We start from the raw sequence: 16227 nt of genomic DNA, 5'->3' as shown, positions 1-16227 counted from the left end.
GGGCAATGAAATTCAATGGGCTTTGTTGGTGCGCGGTGGCGCCTTGCCCGGGCGTGGCGGCAACGACTTGATGTAGGTGGCGATCGCCAGTCGGTCGTCCGGCGACAGCTTGCTCGTGTTCTTCACGACGTCGGCCATGCTGGAGCCGACCGAATCGAAGCCGGGCGTGAACCCGGTCTCGAGCAGGTAGGCGATGTCCTTCACCGAATAGTCCGGGATGCCGTCCGGGTGAGGCGTGATGTTGGGAACCCAGCCCTTGCCTTCCGCATCCCGTCCACCGGCGAAGCGGCGATCGGCGTCGATGCCGCCGATCAGGTTGCGAGGACTGTGGCATTCGGCGCAATGCCCAGGCCCTTCGACAAGATAGGCGCCGCGATTCCAGACAGCATCCCTGGAACTGTCCGGCGCGAGCGCCTTGCCGTCGACATAAAGAAGCTGCCAGAGACCGAGCCCGCGGCGCACGTTGAACGGGAAAGGCAGGTCGTGGGGCCGCGACGGCGTCGCAACGGATGGCAAAGTCCTGAGGTAAGCATAGAGATCGCGCACGTCGTCGAGACGCATGCGCTGATAGGACGTATAGGGAAAGGCCGGATAGAGGTGCTCGCCATTGCGCCCGATTCCCCGTTTCATGGCGTTGACGAAGTCCTCCTCGGACCAGGCTCCGAGTCCATAGGTCGGATCCGGTGAGATGTTCGGCACATTGAAGATGCCGAACGGCGTGGCCAAAGACAGGCCGCCGCCAAGCCGCGTGCGATCCTCCTGATGAGGCGTGGCATGGCAGGAGGAGCATCCGCCGATAGTGAACATGGTCGCGCCGTTGGCGAGATCGGCGGTTCGCGACGTCAGAGAGTTCGCTGGAATCCGCGACGGCATGGTGAGAAAGAAACCGGCGATAGCGACGCCCATCGCGACAAGCGCAATCACCTTGAGCCAGACCGGGAACCGCATGTCGTCTCCTTGTTCGAGCGGTCATGCGGCTTTATCGGGCGCGCTCCGAACGCTTGCAATCGCGAGAATGCTCATTGAAAAATAAACTCGAACACACGCAGTCGTGATGGAAGAAATCGAACGCGCCTATTCGTATTGGCGAACGCCTCTGCGACAAATGTCGGGTCGCTGAGGTTCATCAGTCGGCGAGGAACAAACCGGGAGGAATGAAATGAGAAAGAAGAGCCTGATTGCGGCGGTGATGATCGCCTTCGCGGCGAGCTATGTCGCGGCAGGAGTGGCGTCGGCCGACACCGATGTCATCAAGCAGCGCGAGGAAAACCGCAAGCAGGCCGCCGCAGCCATGCGCGCCATCAAGGGGGTTATGGACAGCAAAGGCGACGCCAAGGTAGTGGTGGAGCAGGCGGCCAAGCTCAAGGAGCTCCAGACCGCCTTTGACAAGATGTTCCCCGCCGGCTCCGACAAGGGCAAGACCGAGGCCCTTCCTGTCGTGTGGACCGACTGGAATGGATTCCTGGCTGCCAGCAAGAATGCCGACGCGGCCTACGACAAGCTCGCCGTCGCCGGCGGCTCCGGAGATTTCACCGCAATTGCCGCTGCCTTCACGGAGACGGGCAAAGCCTGTGGGGCTTGCCACCAGAAATATCGCGTCAAGAAGGAAAACTGAGGCGCGCAAATGATAAAGGCCGGTCGCTTGGGAACGACCGGCCGTCTGTGATGCCCATGGCTGGGATGGCTGGGTGAAGCGACGAAGCGCTGGTGGGAAGGAATACGCTTCGTCCCGGTGGCTTGTCAGGCCACCGCCACGGGCTGCGCGGGGAAGGCAAGAGCCTGCAAGACGATCGCCTCGGCAGTGAACCGCCAGGTGCGGGAGGCATGAATCGGCGAGAGACGAAGCTGCTCGCGCATGTTCATCCAGCTATCCAGACCGAAGGCGAGGTCGAGTGAATCGAGCACGAGGTCGCGCGCGGTCGGGTCGAGACTGCCGAGCTCGGTGGCAAACCACGCCGCGAGGCGTTCGCGCAGAAGTTTGCGCAACTGGGCGACGCCCAGTCCGACCGCGGGAGCGACGCTGCGGACACGCTCGGCAAAATGCCACACCGGCAGCCATTCCTCGAACAGCGCCGAGCGATCCGACACCAGAAGCTCGATGCGGTTGGCGAGCGATGCTCCGATATCGACCGGCCGATGGGCTTCGAAGGCGCGACTGACCGCAAGGTCGAACGCCGCCGCATAGAGATCCGCGAGGCTGGCAAAATGCTGGAACAGCGCTCTGCTGGAAACGCCGGCAATGGTGGCAATTGCCGCCGAGGTCGGCTCCACGTCGCCGGCCTGGATTAGGTCAAGGGTGGCCTGAATGAGCGATTGCCGCGTACGCAGACCGCGAACGATGCGACCATCTTGCGATCGCGACACGTCGACTGGAAATCCGATAATTTTCATATTGAAACCAATAAAATAAAAATGTCTTTAATGACGAAACATTAACACGAGGCAGGATGCCTGTAACTTGCAAAAGTGCATATCTTCAACGTTTCGATGCCTGATTTTGCTGCATTGTTTTTCTCGAGATAGACACTTTTGGGGTATCTGGGCCTTTCGATGGCTGGCAAAAAGCCAAGCGCCACAAGGCCTTTTCAAATCTTCTTGCGAGGATTGACCGGCCGCCTGTGCATCATCAAGTCCGAAAATACGAAAGGCCGGTCGCTTGGGGAACGACCGGCCTTCCTTAGGAGCCCGCCTGGGTGTGGGGTTACCGAAGCCTTAGGGTGTGTGGGAAGGGGGCTTCGATGAGCGGCCTGGGGAGCCGCCGGCGGGCTATGGGAAACTTGGGCTGGATCGCGCTCGAAAAAAGCGCGGTACTGTCTGTCTCAAACGCCTTTCTGATATGACTTAAAACCAGATAACGATGTTCTCTAATGAAAAGACCTTAACAAAACACCCCACCCGCCGTCACTTGCAAAATTGCATATCTGGATTTGGAGGGTACCTCTTTTTGCTCGGGATTATCGGGCCTTGTCCTGACGAGATAGTCAAAAAAGTGAATGCAAGTATCTCGCGGAGACAAACTTATCGCGATTTTATTTCGTAAAATCAGTCCCTTATTCGCAATACGCTGCATTTGGCTTGAATATTTTGATGCAAATTGTGCGGTGGCACGCGCCATTTCCACCTCCCGTAGGTGTCAGGCCGCATGGGCGACCAGGTGTTGGCGTCCTCGTTCCGTGGTAGACGGACCCGGTTCCGAGATGATCCGGAGTTTGGCTGTGCGCTTTTTCCCCGCTGTTCGCTTCCTGTCCGGTTTCTGCGGTGCCGTCCTGATGGTCGGCGGACTGGTACAACCGGCGGCCGCAGGTATCGAGGATGGCCTCAAGGCACTGCAGACGGGAGACATGCCGGGAGCGGAGAAGGCGCTTCAGCTTCTCGTTAAGGAACGCGATCCCCGCGCCCAGTTCCTGCTCGGCTTCTATGTCTACGGCAATCCTGATTCCAAGCTGTTCGATATGAACAAGGCCGTGCCGCTGCTGCTCGACGCAGCCGAGCGGGGCTACACGACCGCCATACCTCCGCTCGCCAGCGCCTATGCCGATGGCAAAGGCGTGCCCAAGAGCTATTCGGAAGCCTACAAGTGGCTGAGCATCGATCAGCTCTGGAATGGACCGAACGTCGATGCGCTGCTTGGCCAGATCGGAGCCGAACTGAAGCCCGACGAAATCGAGAAGGCCAAGGCGGCGGCGGCGGCCTTCAAGTTCAAGACGAGATGAAGTCGACGTGGGCGGCGCTGCTTGCGGCGCTGCTCGCTGCGAGCGCGCCCGCCCTCGCCCAATCCGGTGACCGCGAACTTCCGCCGGCGCTGTTGACCGCGGTCACTGCCTATCGCGCGGGCGACCTCGCAGGCGCCGAGGCGAAGCTACGGAAACTGGCGCAGAATAATGCTGATGCGGAAGCCTGGCTCGGCGCCGTGCTGCTCGACCGCGGCCATGGCCGCGAGGGATTGCAGGCGTTACAGCATGCCCTGGCGGCAGGCTCGCCCGAGGCTGCCCACCAGCTCGGTCTGGTCTACGCGCATGGCCTCGCCGGCATCGAGCGTGACGATGCACGCGCGGCGCAGCTCTTCGAAAGGGCCGCCACCGCGGGCCTGTATCGGGCGCAACTCAATCTCGGCATCCTCTACCTGCGCGGCCAAGGCGTCCCTCGCGACCTCGTGCGCGCGCGCGGCTGGCTCGAGAAGGCTGCCACATCGAACGATCCCTATGCGCTCTATGCGCTCGCCCGCGCCCTGGAACGAGGCGAACGGGCCGCCCAGCCCGATCCCGTGCGCGCCGCCGATCTCTACCGGCGCGCGGCGGAAAAAGGTCATCCTCTGGCGGCGTTGCGCTATGGCCTTGCCCTCGCTGACGGCGAGGGCGTGAAGCAGGATGCTGCCGGCGCTCAACGGTGGCTGCTGGCGGCCCAGAAGGACGGCGTGCCCGAAGCGGCGCTGGCCTTGGGGGATCTGACTGCACGCAGGCTCGCTCCGCGGGACAAGGCGGCCAATCAGAAGATCATGGAGAACGCCGCAACCTGGTACAGGCTGGCCGCCGATGCCGGAGTTCCGTCGGCACAATTCAAGCTCGCCAACGCCTACACCGCCGGGTCGGGTGTCGGGCGCGACCTCGTCCAGGCGGCGGCATGGTATGGCCGCGCTGCACGCCAGGGCCTGCCCCAGGCGCAGCTCGCCCTCGGGATCCTGCTGCTGGGAGGTGCTGGCGGAGCGGCCGAGCCGGTCGAGGGCTACAAGTGGCTGTTGCTCGCCGAGCGCGGCGGCAACGCCGAGTCGCATATGGTGCGAGAGAAGGCCTCGGGACAGATTGCTCCAGCGGACCGCGCCCGCGCCGAGACGCTCGCCGCGGCCTTCGTCCCCAAGCTGGAGCGGCCACTGGGCGATGGACCGCCTGCTCTCGCACGGCCGCAGCCCTGACCGCCGACCGATGGCCACGCCTTCGCCCGCACGACAGACGCGCCCCGACACCACGATGGCGGTCTGCCGGGGTGCCTGCCGGCTGATGCGACAAAGCGGCCGCTCCGTCCTGCTCGAGATGCCGCTGCCCGACGGCCGGCGCGCCGACATCTTCGTTGTCGGGGCGGACGGCGAACTCATCATCGTCGAGGTGAAATCCTCGATCGAGGATTGGCGAGTCGATGTGAAATGGCCCGACTATCTCGACTGGTGCGACCTGCTGTACTTCGCCGTGCCGGTCGATTTCCCTCAGGACCTCATCCCGCAGGAGATCGGCCTGATCGTGGCCGACGCCTATGGTGGAGAGATCCTGCGCCGACCGGCGCGGCGGCCGGTTACCGCCGCGCGTCGCAAGTCGCTGCTGATCGATTGTGCACGGCTCGCCTCGGAGCGGCTGGCCCGCCTGGAAGATCCGGACTTCTTCGAGCTCGGCTAGACTGCATCAAAAAGCTGGGCGCGCCTCAGCGTGCGCCGAAGGCGCGCTTCAGTTCCGGCACGAGATCGAGCCGCTCCCAGGAGAAGCCGCCGTCACGGTCGGGCCGGCGGCCGAAATGGCCGTAGGCGGCCGTGCGCCGATAAATCGGCTTGTTGAGCTGCAGGCCGCGCCGGATGCTCGTCGGCCGCAACGGGAAGATGTCGGACAGCACACTCTCTAGCTTGCGCTCGTCCACCTTGCCCGTGCCCTCCGTGTTGACGTAGAGCGACATCGGGTCGGCGACGCCGATGGCATAGGCCACCTGGATCAGGCAGCGGTCGGCGAGGCCAGCCGCAACAACGTTCTTGGCGAGATAGCGGGCAGCATAGGCGGCCGAGCGATCGACCTTGGTCGGGTCCTTGCCGGAAAAGGCGCCGCCGCCATGGGGGGCGTAGCCGCCATAGGTATCGACGATGATCTTGCGTCCGGTCAGGCCGCAATCGCCATCGGGGCCGCCGACGACGAAGTTGCCGGTGGGATTCACGAAGAAGTCGGACGATTTCTTCGGCATCCATCCCTTGGGCAGCGACTTCTCGACATAGGGTGCGATCATCTCGCGGACGGCGCGTGAGTCGTACTTCCTGCCCTTGGCGGTCGTCTCCTTGTGCTGCGTGGAGACCACGACCTTGACGGCGCCGACCGCCTTGCCGTCGACATAGCGTACCGTGACCTGGCTCTTGGCGTCCGGTTGCAGGTCGGGCAGCTCGCGCGAACGGCGGGCCTGGCTCAGTACTTCCAAGATCTTGTGCGAGAAGTAGATCGGCGCCGGCATGAAGGAGTTCTTCTCGTACTCCTCGCTGTCGCGGCAGGCGAAGCCGAACATCAGCCCCTGGTCGCCCGCGCCTTCCTGCTCGCCCAAGTTGCCGCCCTTCTTCTTGGCGTCGACGCCCATGGCAATATCCGGTGACTGACCGTGCAGCAGCACTTCGACGTCGGCACCGTGGAAGCTGAACCCGTCCTGGTCGTAGCCGATGTCGCGCACGACATCGCGCGCGATCTGGGCGAGGGCCTCGCGATTGACGATGGTGTGCTTGCCGTACTTCCTCATGTACGGCTCGCAGGCACGGCCTTCGCCCGCAATGACGATCTTGTTCGTGGTGGCAAGCGTCTCGCAGCCAAGCCGCGTGTTGGCGTGGCTGTCGTCGGCGTGGCCAAGCTTCACATCATTGGCGATGAAAGCATCGAGGATCGCGTCCGAGATCTGGTCGCAGACCTTGTCCGGATGGCCTTCGGAAACCGATTCGCTGGTAAAGATGTAGTTTTTGAGCGCCAAGGCAGCCCTCCACAGATGTCACTGGACCTCCGGGCAGGGCGGATGGGCCGCCGTCCGGCTTAGCCTTTATTTGCGCGGTGGCAAGTCGTCCAAATCCGTCCGCGGCGGCGTCGACCATCGAAGCCGCGCCGCTAAGAACTCTAATTGAGGCGAGAAATCAAGAGGCCGCTCTCCAGCCCGTCAGCGGCCCTTGCGCCCGCCCAGGACCTCGGCATGGCTCGCCGCGCCCACGGCCTTCACCATCTCGAAAATGCGCTTGCGCACCCGTGACTCGCGGATCTTGTAGTAGGCGCGCACCAACTCGAGCGTCTCGCGCTTGATGAGCGGATCCTTCTCCTGCTCGAACGGTGTTGCGGCTTCGCCGAAGCCGCCCTTGCGGCCGCGGCCCGACATCGGCCGGCCGGCAAGCGCGTTCGAGGGCATCTCGTCGAAGAAATAGGACACCGGCACATCCAACACCTTGGCGAACTCGAACAGCCGGCTCGAGCCGATCCGGTTGGACCCGCGCTCGTACTTCTGGATTTGCTGGAAGGTAAGCCCGACTGCCGTTCCAAGTTTCTCCTGGCTCATTCCGAGCAGAGTCCGACGCTGCCGCATGCGCGCTCCCACGTGAACATCGACAGGGTGCGATCTCGCCATAGCTCCTAATCCTTTTTGGTCTTGGTTTTCCTGAACGTGATGCCGTTGCACAGAGGAGGCCCAAAACGCGTTAAAATTGTGCCGGCTCCACCCGTCCATCAGTGCAAAAATGCATATCTACACGTCAGGAGTGCATATGACATTACGCGCTCTTGCGGATAATGCAAGCTGAACCTTGGTCAGTCCATCCAGCGCAAAGCCGGAAGTTGTGATCAGTGTGTGCGCACTCGCAAAGCCGTCGACAGGCCGAGACTCGCGAGCAGCACGAGAAGAGTCCAGTCGTGCCATCTGCCGTACGGCGTCACGGAGCGGGCAGAGGGAATCGCATGGTCGATGATTCCTTCGCGCTCCATCCCTAGCGAGTCGAGCACACGACCATAGGCATCGATAACCGCCGACACGCCGGTATTGGCGACGCGCAACATGGGCAGCCCTTCCTCCACCGTGCGCATCCTGGCACTCGCGAGGTGCTGGTATGGACCGCTCGAGACGCCGAACCAGGCATCGTTGGTAATGTTCAGGATCCAGCGCGGCCGTGGTCCCGGCCCGACGATTTCCCCGGGAAAGATGGCCTCGTAGCAAATCACGGGCGCGAAGGCGGGAAGTCCAGGCAGATCGAGCGCGATATGGCCCGCCCCTTCCTCGAAGGAACCGCGTCCGACGAGACCGCTGAGCGGGGCAAAATCCTTGTGAAAGGGGATGTATTCCCCCAGCGGCACGAGATGGACCTTGTCGTAGTGGGCGCGAACCATCCCGGCGCCATCGATGGCCAGCAGGGAGTTCCACACCCCGTCGCTGATCCGCGAGCCCGCCCGCTCCGCTCCCGCCAGCAGATATCCGCCCGGAGGGACGGCGACGGCGAGGATGGACAATATCGGCGAGCCCGGCTGCACCGTGAACGGTATCGCGGTCTCGGGCCAGATCACGGCGGCGAGATGGTCGAAGCCCGGACGACGGCTCAGCTCGATCAGGCGGCGCAGATGCTGCTCGGCGCGGTCGCGCTGCCATTTCTCCAGTTGTGCGATATCGGGCTGGACGATGCGGAGGACGGCGCCATCCTCATGCTGATGCACCGGCGCCATGATCGCCAATCCTGCCGCGCCAGCTCCACCGACCGCCGCGAGAGCTGCAACCGAGGCGCGCCAACCGGCGGCGGGTGCGGCCAGGATCATGAAGGTCAGGGTGCCCAGGCCATAGACACCGAACAAGGCGGCGCCCTGCAGGAGAGGCGTCGCGAATGTCCAGACGTGGGCAAGCGGATTCCAGGGAAAACCGGTGAAAACGTGGCCGCGCAGCCATTCGGCGATTGTCCAGGCAACCGCGAGGAGCACCAGCCGGCGGTAGCGGCCAGCGAGATAGGGCAAGCGCAAGGCCAGCCACCGCGTTGCCGCCGCGGCCAGCGCCGGAAAGAAACCCAGCACGATCGAAAGGCCCAGCACGATCGGCGGGCCCAGCAGCTCGAAATCGGCCGGCGGCACGAAAAACGCCTCGACGATCCAGTAGGAGCCGACCGCGAAATGGCCGAGGCCCCACGCCCACCCTCGGAGGAGGGCGACCTTCCATGTCGGCGCGCCATCCCAAAGCCAGACGAAGACCACGATGCCCAGCACCGCAAGCGGCAACCAGTCGAGCGGCGGCATGGCGAGGCCGGCCAGCGCGCCCGTCAGCAGCCCGACAGCCAGGGCTCGTTTTCCTTCAAGCCTCATTGCAGCAGAATGTCGGATCAGGCGGCCGTTTGCGGCGTGGCGGCCGGCCGCACGCGCAGGCGGCGGATGCGGCGCGGATCGACGTCGAGAATCTCGAATTCGATGCCGGACGGATGGCGCACCACTTCGCCCCGTTCGGGAATGCGGCCGAGCAGGGAAAAGATCAGGCCGCCCACGGTATCGATCTCGCGCCGTTCATCTTCCGACAGCACGTTGCCGATCTCCTGCTCGAGCAGTTCGACCGGCGTGCGGCCGTTGACGTCAATCGTGCCGTCGACGCGGCGCGCGAGTGTCGGCGCCTGGGCGACGTCGTGCTCGTCTTCGATCTCGCCCACGATCTCCTCGACGAGATCTTCGATGGTCAGCAAGCCGTCCGTGCCGCCGAATTCGTCGACCACCAGCGCCATGTGCGTGCGCGACCGGCGCATGTCCAACAGCATGTCGAGCACCGGCAGAGTCGGCGCTACGAAGACCACACGGCGCAGAATGTCGCGCAGATTGAACTTCTTCGACGTACCCCAATAGGCCAGCACGTCCTTGATGTGGACCATGCCGATGACGTCGTCGAGGGAATCGCGGTAGATGGGATAGCGCGAATGAGCCTCGGCCTGGATCAGCCGGACCACTTCGTCGAGCGGTGTGTCGGCTGCGATACCCACGATATCGACGCGCGGCACCATCACGTCGGCAACGGTCTTGTCGCGCAACTTCAGGATATTGCCCAACAGCTCCCGCTGATCGTCGCTGATCGGCGTATCGCTTTCGGGCGTGCCCTCGATCAGCTCCTCGATGGCTTCGCGGACGGCCTCGTTCCTGTCGCGGCGGCGCAGGCGCCGCCAGAGGGTCCGCAGCCAGCTACTGTGCGCAGAGGATTCGGCCGCCAAAGGAAGCAGGGAACGCGACGACTCTCCCGGCGACGCCGGGAGGGAAGGGCCCGGCTGCGATCCGCGCGCTGTGGAGTCCGGCATGATGTGTTTAAGATAGGCTAAAGGGCTTGCGTTGCAATTGGAAGTTCTCGATGCGTTCCTTCCAGCTTCCCTCCGGCACGCGCTTGCCGGTCTTCGGTATCGGCACCTGGCGCATGGGCGAAAGCGCCCGGCAGCGGCGCCACGAGCTCGAGGCCGTACGCTGTGCCCTCGATCTTGGTTATCCCCTGATCGATACGGCGGAGATGTATGGCGAAGGTGTCGCGGAGGAAATCGTGGGCAAGGCGCTGGCCGGCCGCCGCCGGCGGCCTTTCCTCGTCAGCAAGGTCTATCCGCACAATGCCACCCGCGGCGGCACGGTCGCAGCCTGCGAACGCAGCCTCAAGCGGATGGGGATCGAACGTATCGACCTCTACCTGCTGCATTGGCGCGGCGGCGTGAGGCTTGCAGAGACTTTCGAGGCGTTTCTCCGCCTGCGCGAGGCAGGAAAAATCGGCGACTTCGGCGTCAGCAACTTCGATCTCGGCGACATGGAAGAGGCGGCGCGCCTCGACAAGGGGCTGACCGCCTCCAACCAGGTCCTCTACTGTCTGTCGCGTCGCGGCCCTGAATTCGATCTGTTGCCGTGGATGCGCCAGCGCTCGATGCCACTCATGGCGTACTCGCCGCTCGATCAGGGCCGGTTGCTGGGAAAGAGCGCGCTCAAGAAGCTTGCAGCCGAGGTCGGATGCACGCCAGCGCAGCTCGCGCTCGCTTGGCTGCTGACCCAGCCGGGCGTGGTCACGATCCCCAAATCATCGACCCGCGAGCGCGTGAAGGAGAACCTGGGAGCGCTGGAGGTGACACTGTCACGCGACATCCTGGCCGAGCTCGACCGCGCCTTCCCTCGACCTGCAACCAAGCAGTCACTCGCGATGCTTTGAGCCTTTGGAGAGCACGCTCCTACGAATACGGATCGGCAATCCCGAGCTTCGCCAGCACGCGACGTTCGAGCGCCTCCATGCGCGCGGCATCGGTCTCCGTCTCGTGGTCGTAGCCCAGAAGGTGCAAAATCCCATGCACCACCAGATGCGAGAGATGATCTGCCGGAGCCTTCTTCTGCTGCCGAGCTTCGCACTGCACGGTCTGGCGCGCCAATACGATGTCGCCCAGGAAGGCTTTCTCGCCCGAACGATAGGACAGAACATTGGTGGGTTTGTCCTTGCCGCGATCGCGCGCATTGAGGCTCCGCACCAGCCCGTCGTCGGCGAGGGCGACATTCAGCGAGTATCGTCCTGTCCGTCGCGCGCCAGCCAAGGTCGCACGGGCCGCCTTCCGCACGATGCGCTCGGCGCCGGGAGTCGAACGACTCCAGGCGCGGTCGAGCAGGATGACGGTACAACTAACCCTTGCGTTGCCTGTCGCGCGCGTCATAGGCCTCGACGATCCGCGTCACGAGGTCATGGCGCACGACATCCTGCGCGCCCAGCCGGACAAAACGCACCCCCTCGACGTTGTCGAGCGTTTCGACCGCGTCGGCGAGACCCGATCGCTGACCGCCCGGCAGGTCGGTCTGACTCGGGTCTCCGGTGACCACCATGCGCGATCCTTCGCCGAGTCGCGTCACGAACATGCGCATCTGCATGGGCGTCGTATTCTGTGCCTCATCCAGGATCACGTAGCAGTGCGACAGGGTCCGGCCGCGCATGAAAGCGAGCGGCGCGATCTCGATCTCGCCCGATTCCAGGCGATTGGCGATCTGTTCGGCGGGCAGCATGTCGTGCAGCGCATCGTAGAGCGGACGCAGATAGGGATCGATCTTTTCCCTCATGTCGCCCGGCAGAAAGCCCAGCCGCTCCCCCGCCTCGACCGCCGGCCGCGAGAGCACGATGCGCTCCACCTTGCCGGCAAGCAGCAGCGACACCCCCATGGCGACCGCGAGATAGGTCTTGCCGCTGCCGGCCGGACCCAGCGCGAATACCATGTCGCGTTCGCGCAACGCCGCCAGGTAGCTGCGCTGACCAGGCGAGCGCGCCTGCACGGCGCGGCGCCGGGTGCGGATGCCCTCTTCGTCGCTGCCGTCGCCGCCGCTGCGTGCGAAACGCACGGCGGCGTCGATATCGGCCGGTTCGATCGAAAGGCCGCGCTTCAGCCGCTCGTAGAGACCGGTGATCGCCTTGTGCGCCACGCCGGTATCGTCGGCGCTGCCGGAGATCGCGAGCTGGTTGCCACGCGCGCTGATCTGCACGTTGGCGAGTTGCTCGATACGCACCAGATTGCGGTCGTGATTGCCGTAGAGCACGGCAAGCAGGGCATTATCGTCGAACTTCATGCGGCGCAGATCGGCCGACCGGCCGGCACTGGCGGTCGACTCACTCACGCAGCAGCCTCGAAGGAAGACGTCAACCTGCCGGCCAGGCTTACTGCGTGCGCCTCGGTCAACTCCACCTCTGCGATGCGGCCAAGCAATGCCGACGGCCCTTCGACATAGACGGATTGCAGCCACGGGCTCTTGCCCAGCATCTGCCCCGGCTTGCGTCCTGGCTCGCCGAACAGGACGGGGACCGTGGAGCCGACCCTCGTCCGGTTGAACTCGCGCTGCTGGCGCGCGAGCAACGCCTGCAGCGCGGCGAGTCGCGCGGCCTTCACCGTTTCGGGGATCTGATCCGGGAGCGCCGCACCAGGCGTGCCGGGCCGGCGGCTGTATTTGAAGGAAAAGGCCGATGCGAATCCGATCTCCTCGACCAGCCGCATCGTGTCGTCGAAGTCGGCGTCGCTTTCGCCCGGAAAGCCGACGATGAAGTCGGAAGACACGGCGAGATCAGGCCGCCTGCCGCGCAGCCGGTCGACAAGGCGGCGGAAGAGATCGCGGCCATGACCACGGTTCATTGCTTCGAGGATGCGGTCGGATCCCGACTGCACCGGCAAATGAAGGTAGGGCATGAGCTGCGGCACCTCGCCATGCGCGGCGACAAGTGCGTCGTCCATGTCGCGCGGATGGGAGGTGGTATAGCGGATACGTACCAGGCCCTCGATTTCGGCAAGCGCGCCAATGAGGCGGGCGAGCGACCAGGTCGAGCCATCGGCCGCTTCGCCATGATAGGCATTGACGTTCTGGCCCAGCAGGGTGAGTTCGACGGCTCCCGTCGCGGTCAGGGCACGGGCCTCCCGCAGGATCGATTCGACAGGGCGGGAATATTCGGCGCCGCGGGTGTAGGGCACCACGCAGAACGTGCAGAACTTGTCGCAGCCTTCCTGGATCGAGAGGAAGGCCGAGCCTGCCCGCACGCCGCCCGGCATCGGCAGATGGTCGAACTTGCTCTCGGCCGGAAACTCCGTGTCGAGCACGCCGGCTCCCGGCAGGCGCCTTCCGCTACGACGAAGGGACGCTCTGCGCTCGGCCTCGGCGAGAAGCTGCGGCAGGCGGTGATAGGCCTGCGGCCCGACGACGATATCGACGGCAGGCTGGCGCCTCGCGATCTCCTCGCCTTCGGCCTGCGCCACGCAGCCCGCCACCGCGATGGTGAGATCGCCTCCCTCGCGGCGTCGCTCGGTTTTGACGTCGCGCAGGCGGCCAAGCTCCGAATAGACCTTCTCCGACGCCTTCTCGCGGATATGGCAGGTGTTGAGCACCACCAGGTCGGCCTGCTCCGGATTTTCCGTCAAGGCATAGCCGAGCGGCCGCAGGACGTCAGCCATGCGGTCCGAATCGTAAACGTTCATCTGGCACCCGTAAGTGCGGATGAACACGCGCCTGCGCTTCCCGTCGATCGGGACGAAAGTCATTGGTCTTTCGTTGCTGGAACGAGCGCGTTCTATCATCGTCTCAAGGCCGGCGCCAGACGGGCGGGCGCTTGGCCAGGAAAGCCTCGACGCCCTCGGCGAAGTCCGGGCTGTCGGCGAGTTCCACCACCGTCTCGAGCTCCAGCGCCTGACCATCCGCGAACGTCATGCCGCCACCCAGCGTGACGGTGCGCCGGATGGCGGCAAGGGCGGCCGGCGGCTTGGATGCCAGCTCATTGCCGTAGGCCTGCACCCGCTGGCGCAGGTCCGCCGGCTCGGCGAGTTCGTCGACCAATCCCCACTGCAGCGCCCGGGTGGCCGGCAGCAGACCCCCGTCGTAGAGATAGCGCATGGCACGCGGCCGGCCGATCAGCCGGGCCAGCGCCTGGGTCGTGGCGATCGGCGGGATGAAGCCGATGCGGATTTCCGGCTGGCCGAGTTGCGCGTCGGTCGCGGCAAAGCGCAGATCGCAATGAAGGGCCATCTCCAATCCGCCGCCAACGGCCGTGCCGTTGATCGCCGCCAGCAGGGGTTTGGGCGATTCCCTCAGGAGGCGCACGATGGCGTGGCAGCGCTCGGCCCAGCCACGCATGCCCGACCCGGTCATGCCCCTGAACACATTGAGATCGGCGCCGGCGCTGAAGTAGCGTTGCAGCGAACTGGCGAGAACCAGCACGCGTACCGCAGGATCGGCGAGCGCGGCAGCGATGCCGTCGTGCGTGGCATCCACCATCTCACGGGTGAATGCATTGACCGGTGGGCGATTGAATTCCAGCCAGCCCACATGGGCCTCAACGGTGAAGCGGACCGTCATGCCGCCTCGGCGGAAGGCGGCAGCAGCTCGTATCGACCGGTGTTGGCGGCCTGGACGCCCGACGACACCTGGCGGAAGCAGAATTCGGCGAGCTTCTTGCGATCGCCGAGCTGGTCGATATCGACCGGAGGGAAGAAGCTCACCACAGCCTCGGTCTCGCCGAGGCACACCATTTGCCAAAGATGGGGCACGAGATCGAGGTCGCCGAACCAGGCGAAGAGGGGCCGCCAGTAGCGGCCGAGCGGAATGCCGTCGAGGCGCGTATAGGAGATCGCCACCGGTTGTACCACGATCGGCTTGCCGTCGCGCCTGAGCTGCGCCACCCCGAACAAGGCCGTGCGGAATGGCAGGACGCGCGTGCCGTCGCTGCTGGTCCCTTCGGGGAACAGCATGAGATTGTCGCCGGTGTCGAGGCGTTTCATCATCTCGTCGCGGCTGGAAGTCGTCTTGCTGGAGATCCGTTCGACAAAGATGGTGCGCTGCGCCTTGGCCAGCGTCTTGAAGAACGGCCAGGTCGCGACCTCGGCCTTGGCGACGAAGCTCCCCGGCACGAGGCCGCCCAGCACCTCGATGTCGAGGTAGGAGACGTGATTGCAGACGAACAGCGTCGGCGTCACATCCGAACGCTTGCCGTGCACGCGCACGCGGACGCCGAGAATGACGCAGACCATGCGATGATAGAGGACCGGCAGGCGGTTCACGATCCGGCGCAGGCCGAGCGTCAGGGCGAGCAGGTGAATGGGCAGCAGCGTCAGGGTGAGCAGCAGGTAACTCGTCAACCTGAACGCGCCACGCAAAGGGGAGCCGAGCCACATTGCCGCGTCGAAGCGCCAGCTCTAGTCGCGCATCCCGCGTTCGTAGTGGCGGATGTACTTCTCCGTCACCAGCTCGGTCTTGACGATGATGAAGACGTCGGTCGTGTTGAATTCGGGGTCGATGACGGCGCCGTCGCCCACGAAGCCGCCCAGCCTGAGATAGCCCTTGATCAGCGGCGGGACACGCGCCAGCGCCTTGCGCGGCTCGTAGCTGCCAGGCTCGAGCATGTCCATCTTGATGTAGCGGCTCTCCAGTGCACGAACACGAATCTCGGGCGGTGCGAGATGGTGATGGTAGAGATAGCTCAGCGCCAGCGCGTCGTGCGCGGGCTCGGTGCCCGGCAGACTGGCGCAACCAAACATCACCTGGATGTTGTAGTGGAAGGAATAGAGCGCGATGCCGCGCCACAGCATCTGCATAGTTGCAGTGTTTCGCGCATCCTTGGCGATGCAGGAGCGGCCGAGTTCCAGCACCTCGCCCGGATAGTTCACCATCGGGGTAACGTCGTATTCGGCAGCCGAGTAGAAGCGGCCAAGCTTGGCCGCCGCCGAGCGGCGGATCAGGCGGTACGTGCCGACGATGCCCTCGGGCCCCTCACCGCGCCGCCGGTCGAGCACCAGCAGATGATCACAGACGTCGTCGTAGGCATCGAAGTCGCGCTTCAAACGCGCCATGTCGGGCGTCGGGTTGGCCTTCATCTCCTCGTAGAAGATGCGGAAACGCAATGCCTGGGCGGCATCGACCTCCGCCACCGTCTGGGCGAGTCGAACCTCGAAATCGCCCGCGACGACCTTGACGATCTCCGCATTCGAGATGGGAGGGCCAAGGAGTTCGGCTTCGCTGTCAGCGCGGTCAATGCGCATGCGTC

At 64.5% G+C, this 16227-nt stretch carries 17 protein-coding genes; 5 read left to right on the top strand and 12 right to left on the bottom strand.

The genetic code is table 11. From position 1 onward, the window contains the following. Positions 1-12 precede the first annotated feature (12 nt). Positions 13-948, bottom strand: coding sequence for a cytochrome c (locus VH499_RS21780; protein WP_332054865.1), 936 nt, complete (start codon positions 946-948; stop codon positions 13-15). Positions 949-1189: 241 nt separating this feature from the next. On the opposite strand from VH499_RS21780, the gene VH499_RS21775 reads away from it, so the two are divergent. Beyond that, positions 1190-1615 carry a cytochrome c gene (locus VH499_RS21775; protein WP_332054864.1) on the top strand — a complete coding sequence of 142 codons (426 nt, stop codon included), beginning with the start codon at positions 1190-1192 and terminating at the stop codon, positions 1613-1615. Positions 1616-1740: 125 nt separating this feature from the next. Here VH499_RS21775 and VH499_RS21770 read toward each other — a convergent pair whose 3' ends face one another. Beyond that, a complete protein-coding gene (locus tag VH499_RS21770; protein WP_332054863.1) occupies positions 1741-2271 on the bottom strand; it encodes a hypothetical protein in 531 nt (176 codons plus the stop codon). A gap of 938 nt (positions 2272-3209) precedes the next feature. Here VH499_RS21770 and VH499_RS21765 point away from each other — a divergent pair. The 3 genes from VH499_RS21765 to VH499_RS21755 are packed head-to-tail and all read left to right on the top strand — an operon-like array spanning position 3210 to position 5384. Continuing rightward, positions 3210-3713: a hypothetical protein gene (locus VH499_RS21765; protein WP_332054862.1), complete on the top strand. Its 504-nt coding sequence runs from the start codon at positions 3210-3212 to the stop codon at positions 3711-3713. Further along, entirely contained in the window at positions 3710-4909 is a 1200-nt protein-coding gene (locus tag VH499_RS21760; protein WP_332054861.1) for a tetratricopeptide repeat protein, read from the top strand. The genes VH499_RS21765 and VH499_RS21760 overlap by 4 nt, the downstream gene beginning before the upstream one ends. Before the next feature lie 10 nt (positions 4910-4919). Further along, positions 4920-5384 (top strand): MmcB family DNA repair protein, encoded by a 465-nt coding sequence (locus VH499_RS21755; RefSeq protein ID WP_332054860.1) that lies wholly within the window; start codon positions 4920-4922, stop codon positions 5382-5384. A 25-nt stretch (positions 5385-5409) separates the two neighbouring features. Here VH499_RS21755 and metK read toward each other — a convergent pair whose 3' ends face one another. From metK to VH499_RS21735, 4 genes are all read right to left on the bottom strand, one after another. Beyond that, positions 5410-6696, bottom strand: coding sequence for a methionine adenosyltransferase (gene metK / locus VH499_RS21750; RefSeq protein ID WP_332054859.1), 1287 nt, complete (start codon positions 6694-6696; stop codon positions 5410-5412). Between the two features lie 180 nt (positions 6697-6876). Further along, positions 6877-7293: a helix-turn-helix domain-containing protein gene (locus tag VH499_RS21745; RefSeq protein ID WP_296387641.1), complete on the bottom strand. Its 417-nt coding sequence runs from the start codon at positions 7291-7293 to the stop codon at positions 6877-6879. A 254-nt stretch (positions 7294-7547) separates the two neighbouring features. Beyond that, a complete protein-coding gene (gene lnt, locus VH499_RS21740) occupies positions 7548-9041 on the bottom strand; it encodes an apolipoprotein N-acyltransferase (RefSeq protein ID WP_332054858.1) in 1494 nt (497 codons plus the stop codon). Positions 9042-9058: 17 nt separating this feature from the next. After that, the gene (locus tag VH499_RS21735; RefSeq protein ID WP_332054857.1) at positions 9059-9925 is read right to left on the bottom strand and encodes a hemolysin family protein; all 867 of its coding nucleotides are present in this window, start codon (positions 9923-9925) and stop codon (positions 9059-9061) included. 134 nt (positions 9926-10059) lie between these two features. Between VH499_RS21735 and VH499_RS21730 the strand changes: the two genes are divergently transcribed. Then, positions 10060-10890: an aldo/keto reductase gene (locus VH499_RS21730; RefSeq protein WP_332054856.1), complete on the top strand. Its 831-nt coding sequence runs from the start codon at positions 10060-10062 to the stop codon at positions 10888-10890. A 19-nt stretch (positions 10891-10909) separates the two neighbouring features. Here the strand turns inward: VH499_RS21730 and ybeY are convergent, their stop codons facing one another. The 6 genes from ybeY to VH499_RS21700 are packed head-to-tail and all read right to left on the bottom strand — an operon-like array spanning position 10910 to position 16222. Beyond that, the gene (ybeY, locus tag VH499_RS21725) at positions 10910-11380 is read right to left on the bottom strand and encodes an rRNA maturation RNase YbeY (RefSeq protein ID WP_332054855.1); all 471 of its coding nucleotides are present in this window, start codon (positions 11378-11380) and stop codon (positions 10910-10912) included. Next, positions 11349-12326, bottom strand: a complete 978-nt coding sequence (locus tag VH499_RS21720) for a PhoH family protein (protein ID WP_332054854.1) — start codon at positions 12324-12326, stop codon at positions 11349-11351. The genes ybeY and VH499_RS21720 overlap by 32 nt, the downstream gene beginning before the upstream one ends. Further along, positions 12323-13732 (bottom strand): tRNA (N6-isopentenyl adenosine(37)-C2)-methylthiotransferase MiaB, encoded by a 1410-nt coding sequence (gene miaB, locus VH499_RS21715; protein ID WP_332054853.1) that lies wholly within the window; start codon positions 13730-13732, stop codon positions 12323-12325. Before miaB ends, VH499_RS21720 begins: the two co-directional genes overlap by 4 nt. A 40-nt stretch (positions 13733-13772) precedes the next feature. After that, on the bottom strand, positions 13773-14543 hold the full coding sequence (locus tag VH499_RS21710; RefSeq protein ID WP_332054852.1) for an enoyl-CoA hydratase/isomerase family protein: 771 nt from the start codon (positions 14541-14543) through the stop codon (positions 13773-13775). After that, complete coding sequence (locus VH499_RS21705) at positions 14540-15322, bottom strand: lysophospholipid acyltransferase family protein (RefSeq protein WP_332054851.1); 783 nt, start codon at positions 15320-15322, stop codon at positions 14540-14542. The genes VH499_RS21710 and VH499_RS21705 overlap by 4 nt, the downstream gene beginning before the upstream one ends. A gap of 57 nt (positions 15323-15379) precedes the next feature. Beyond that, positions 15380-16222 (bottom strand): GNAT family N-acetyltransferase, encoded by an 843-nt coding sequence (locus tag VH499_RS21700; protein ID WP_332054850.1) that lies wholly within the window; start codon positions 16220-16222, stop codon positions 15380-15382. Between the last annotated feature and the right edge of the window lie 5 nt (positions 16223-16227).

It is taken from the genome of Reyranella sp. (assembly GCF_036558665.1).
Lineage (GTDB): Bacteria > Pseudomonadota > Alphaproteobacteria > Reyranellales > Reyranellaceae > Reyranella.
This window is presented reverse-complemented; position numbering and strand designations above follow the sequence as displayed.

Bases quoted from the DNA above. Each gene is read 5' to 3' on its own strand.
- VH499_RS21780 (WP_332054865.1), bottom strand. From the start codon at position 948: ATGCGGTTCCCGGTCTGGCTCAAGGTGATTGCGCTTGTCGCGATGGGC.
- VH499_RS21775 (WP_332054864.1), top strand. From the start codon at position 1,190: ATGATCGCCTTCGCGGCGAGCTATGTCGCGGCAGGAGTGGCGTCGGCC.
- VH499_RS21760 (WP_332054861.1), top strand. From the start codon at position 3,710: ATGAAGTCGACGTGGGCGGCGCTGCTTGCGGCGCTGCTCGCTGCGAGC.
- VH499_RS21755 (WP_332054860.1), top strand. From the start codon at position 4,920: ATGGCCACGCCTTCGCCCGCACGACAGACGCGCCCCGACACCACGATG.
- VH499_RS21745 (WP_296387641.1), bottom strand. From the start codon at position 7,293: ATGCGGCAGCGTCGGACTCTGCTCGGAATGAGCCAGGAGAAACTTGGA.
- lnt (WP_332054858.1), bottom strand. From the start codon at position 9,041: ATGAGGCTTGAAGGAAAACGAGCCCTGGCTGTCGGGCTGCTGACGGGC.
- VH499_RS21730 (WP_332054856.1), top strand. From the start codon at position 10,060: ATGCGTTCCTTCCAGCTTCCCTCCGGCACGCGCTTGCCGGTCTTCGGT.
- ybeY (WP_332054855.1), bottom strand. From the start codon at position 11,380: ATGACGCGCGCGACAGGCAACGCAAGGGTTAGTTGTACCGTCATCCTG.
- miaB (WP_332054853.1), bottom strand. From the start codon at position 13,732: ATGACTTTCGTCCCGATCGACGGGAAGCGCAGGCGCGTGTTCATCCGC.
- VH499_RS21710 (WP_332054852.1), bottom strand. From the start codon at position 14,543: ATGACGGTCCGCTTCACCGTTGAGGCCCATGTGGGCTGGCTGGAATTC.
- VH499_RS21700 (WP_332054850.1), bottom strand. From the start codon at position 16,222: ATGCGCATTGACCGCGCTGACAGCGAAGCCGAACTCCTTGGCCCTCCC.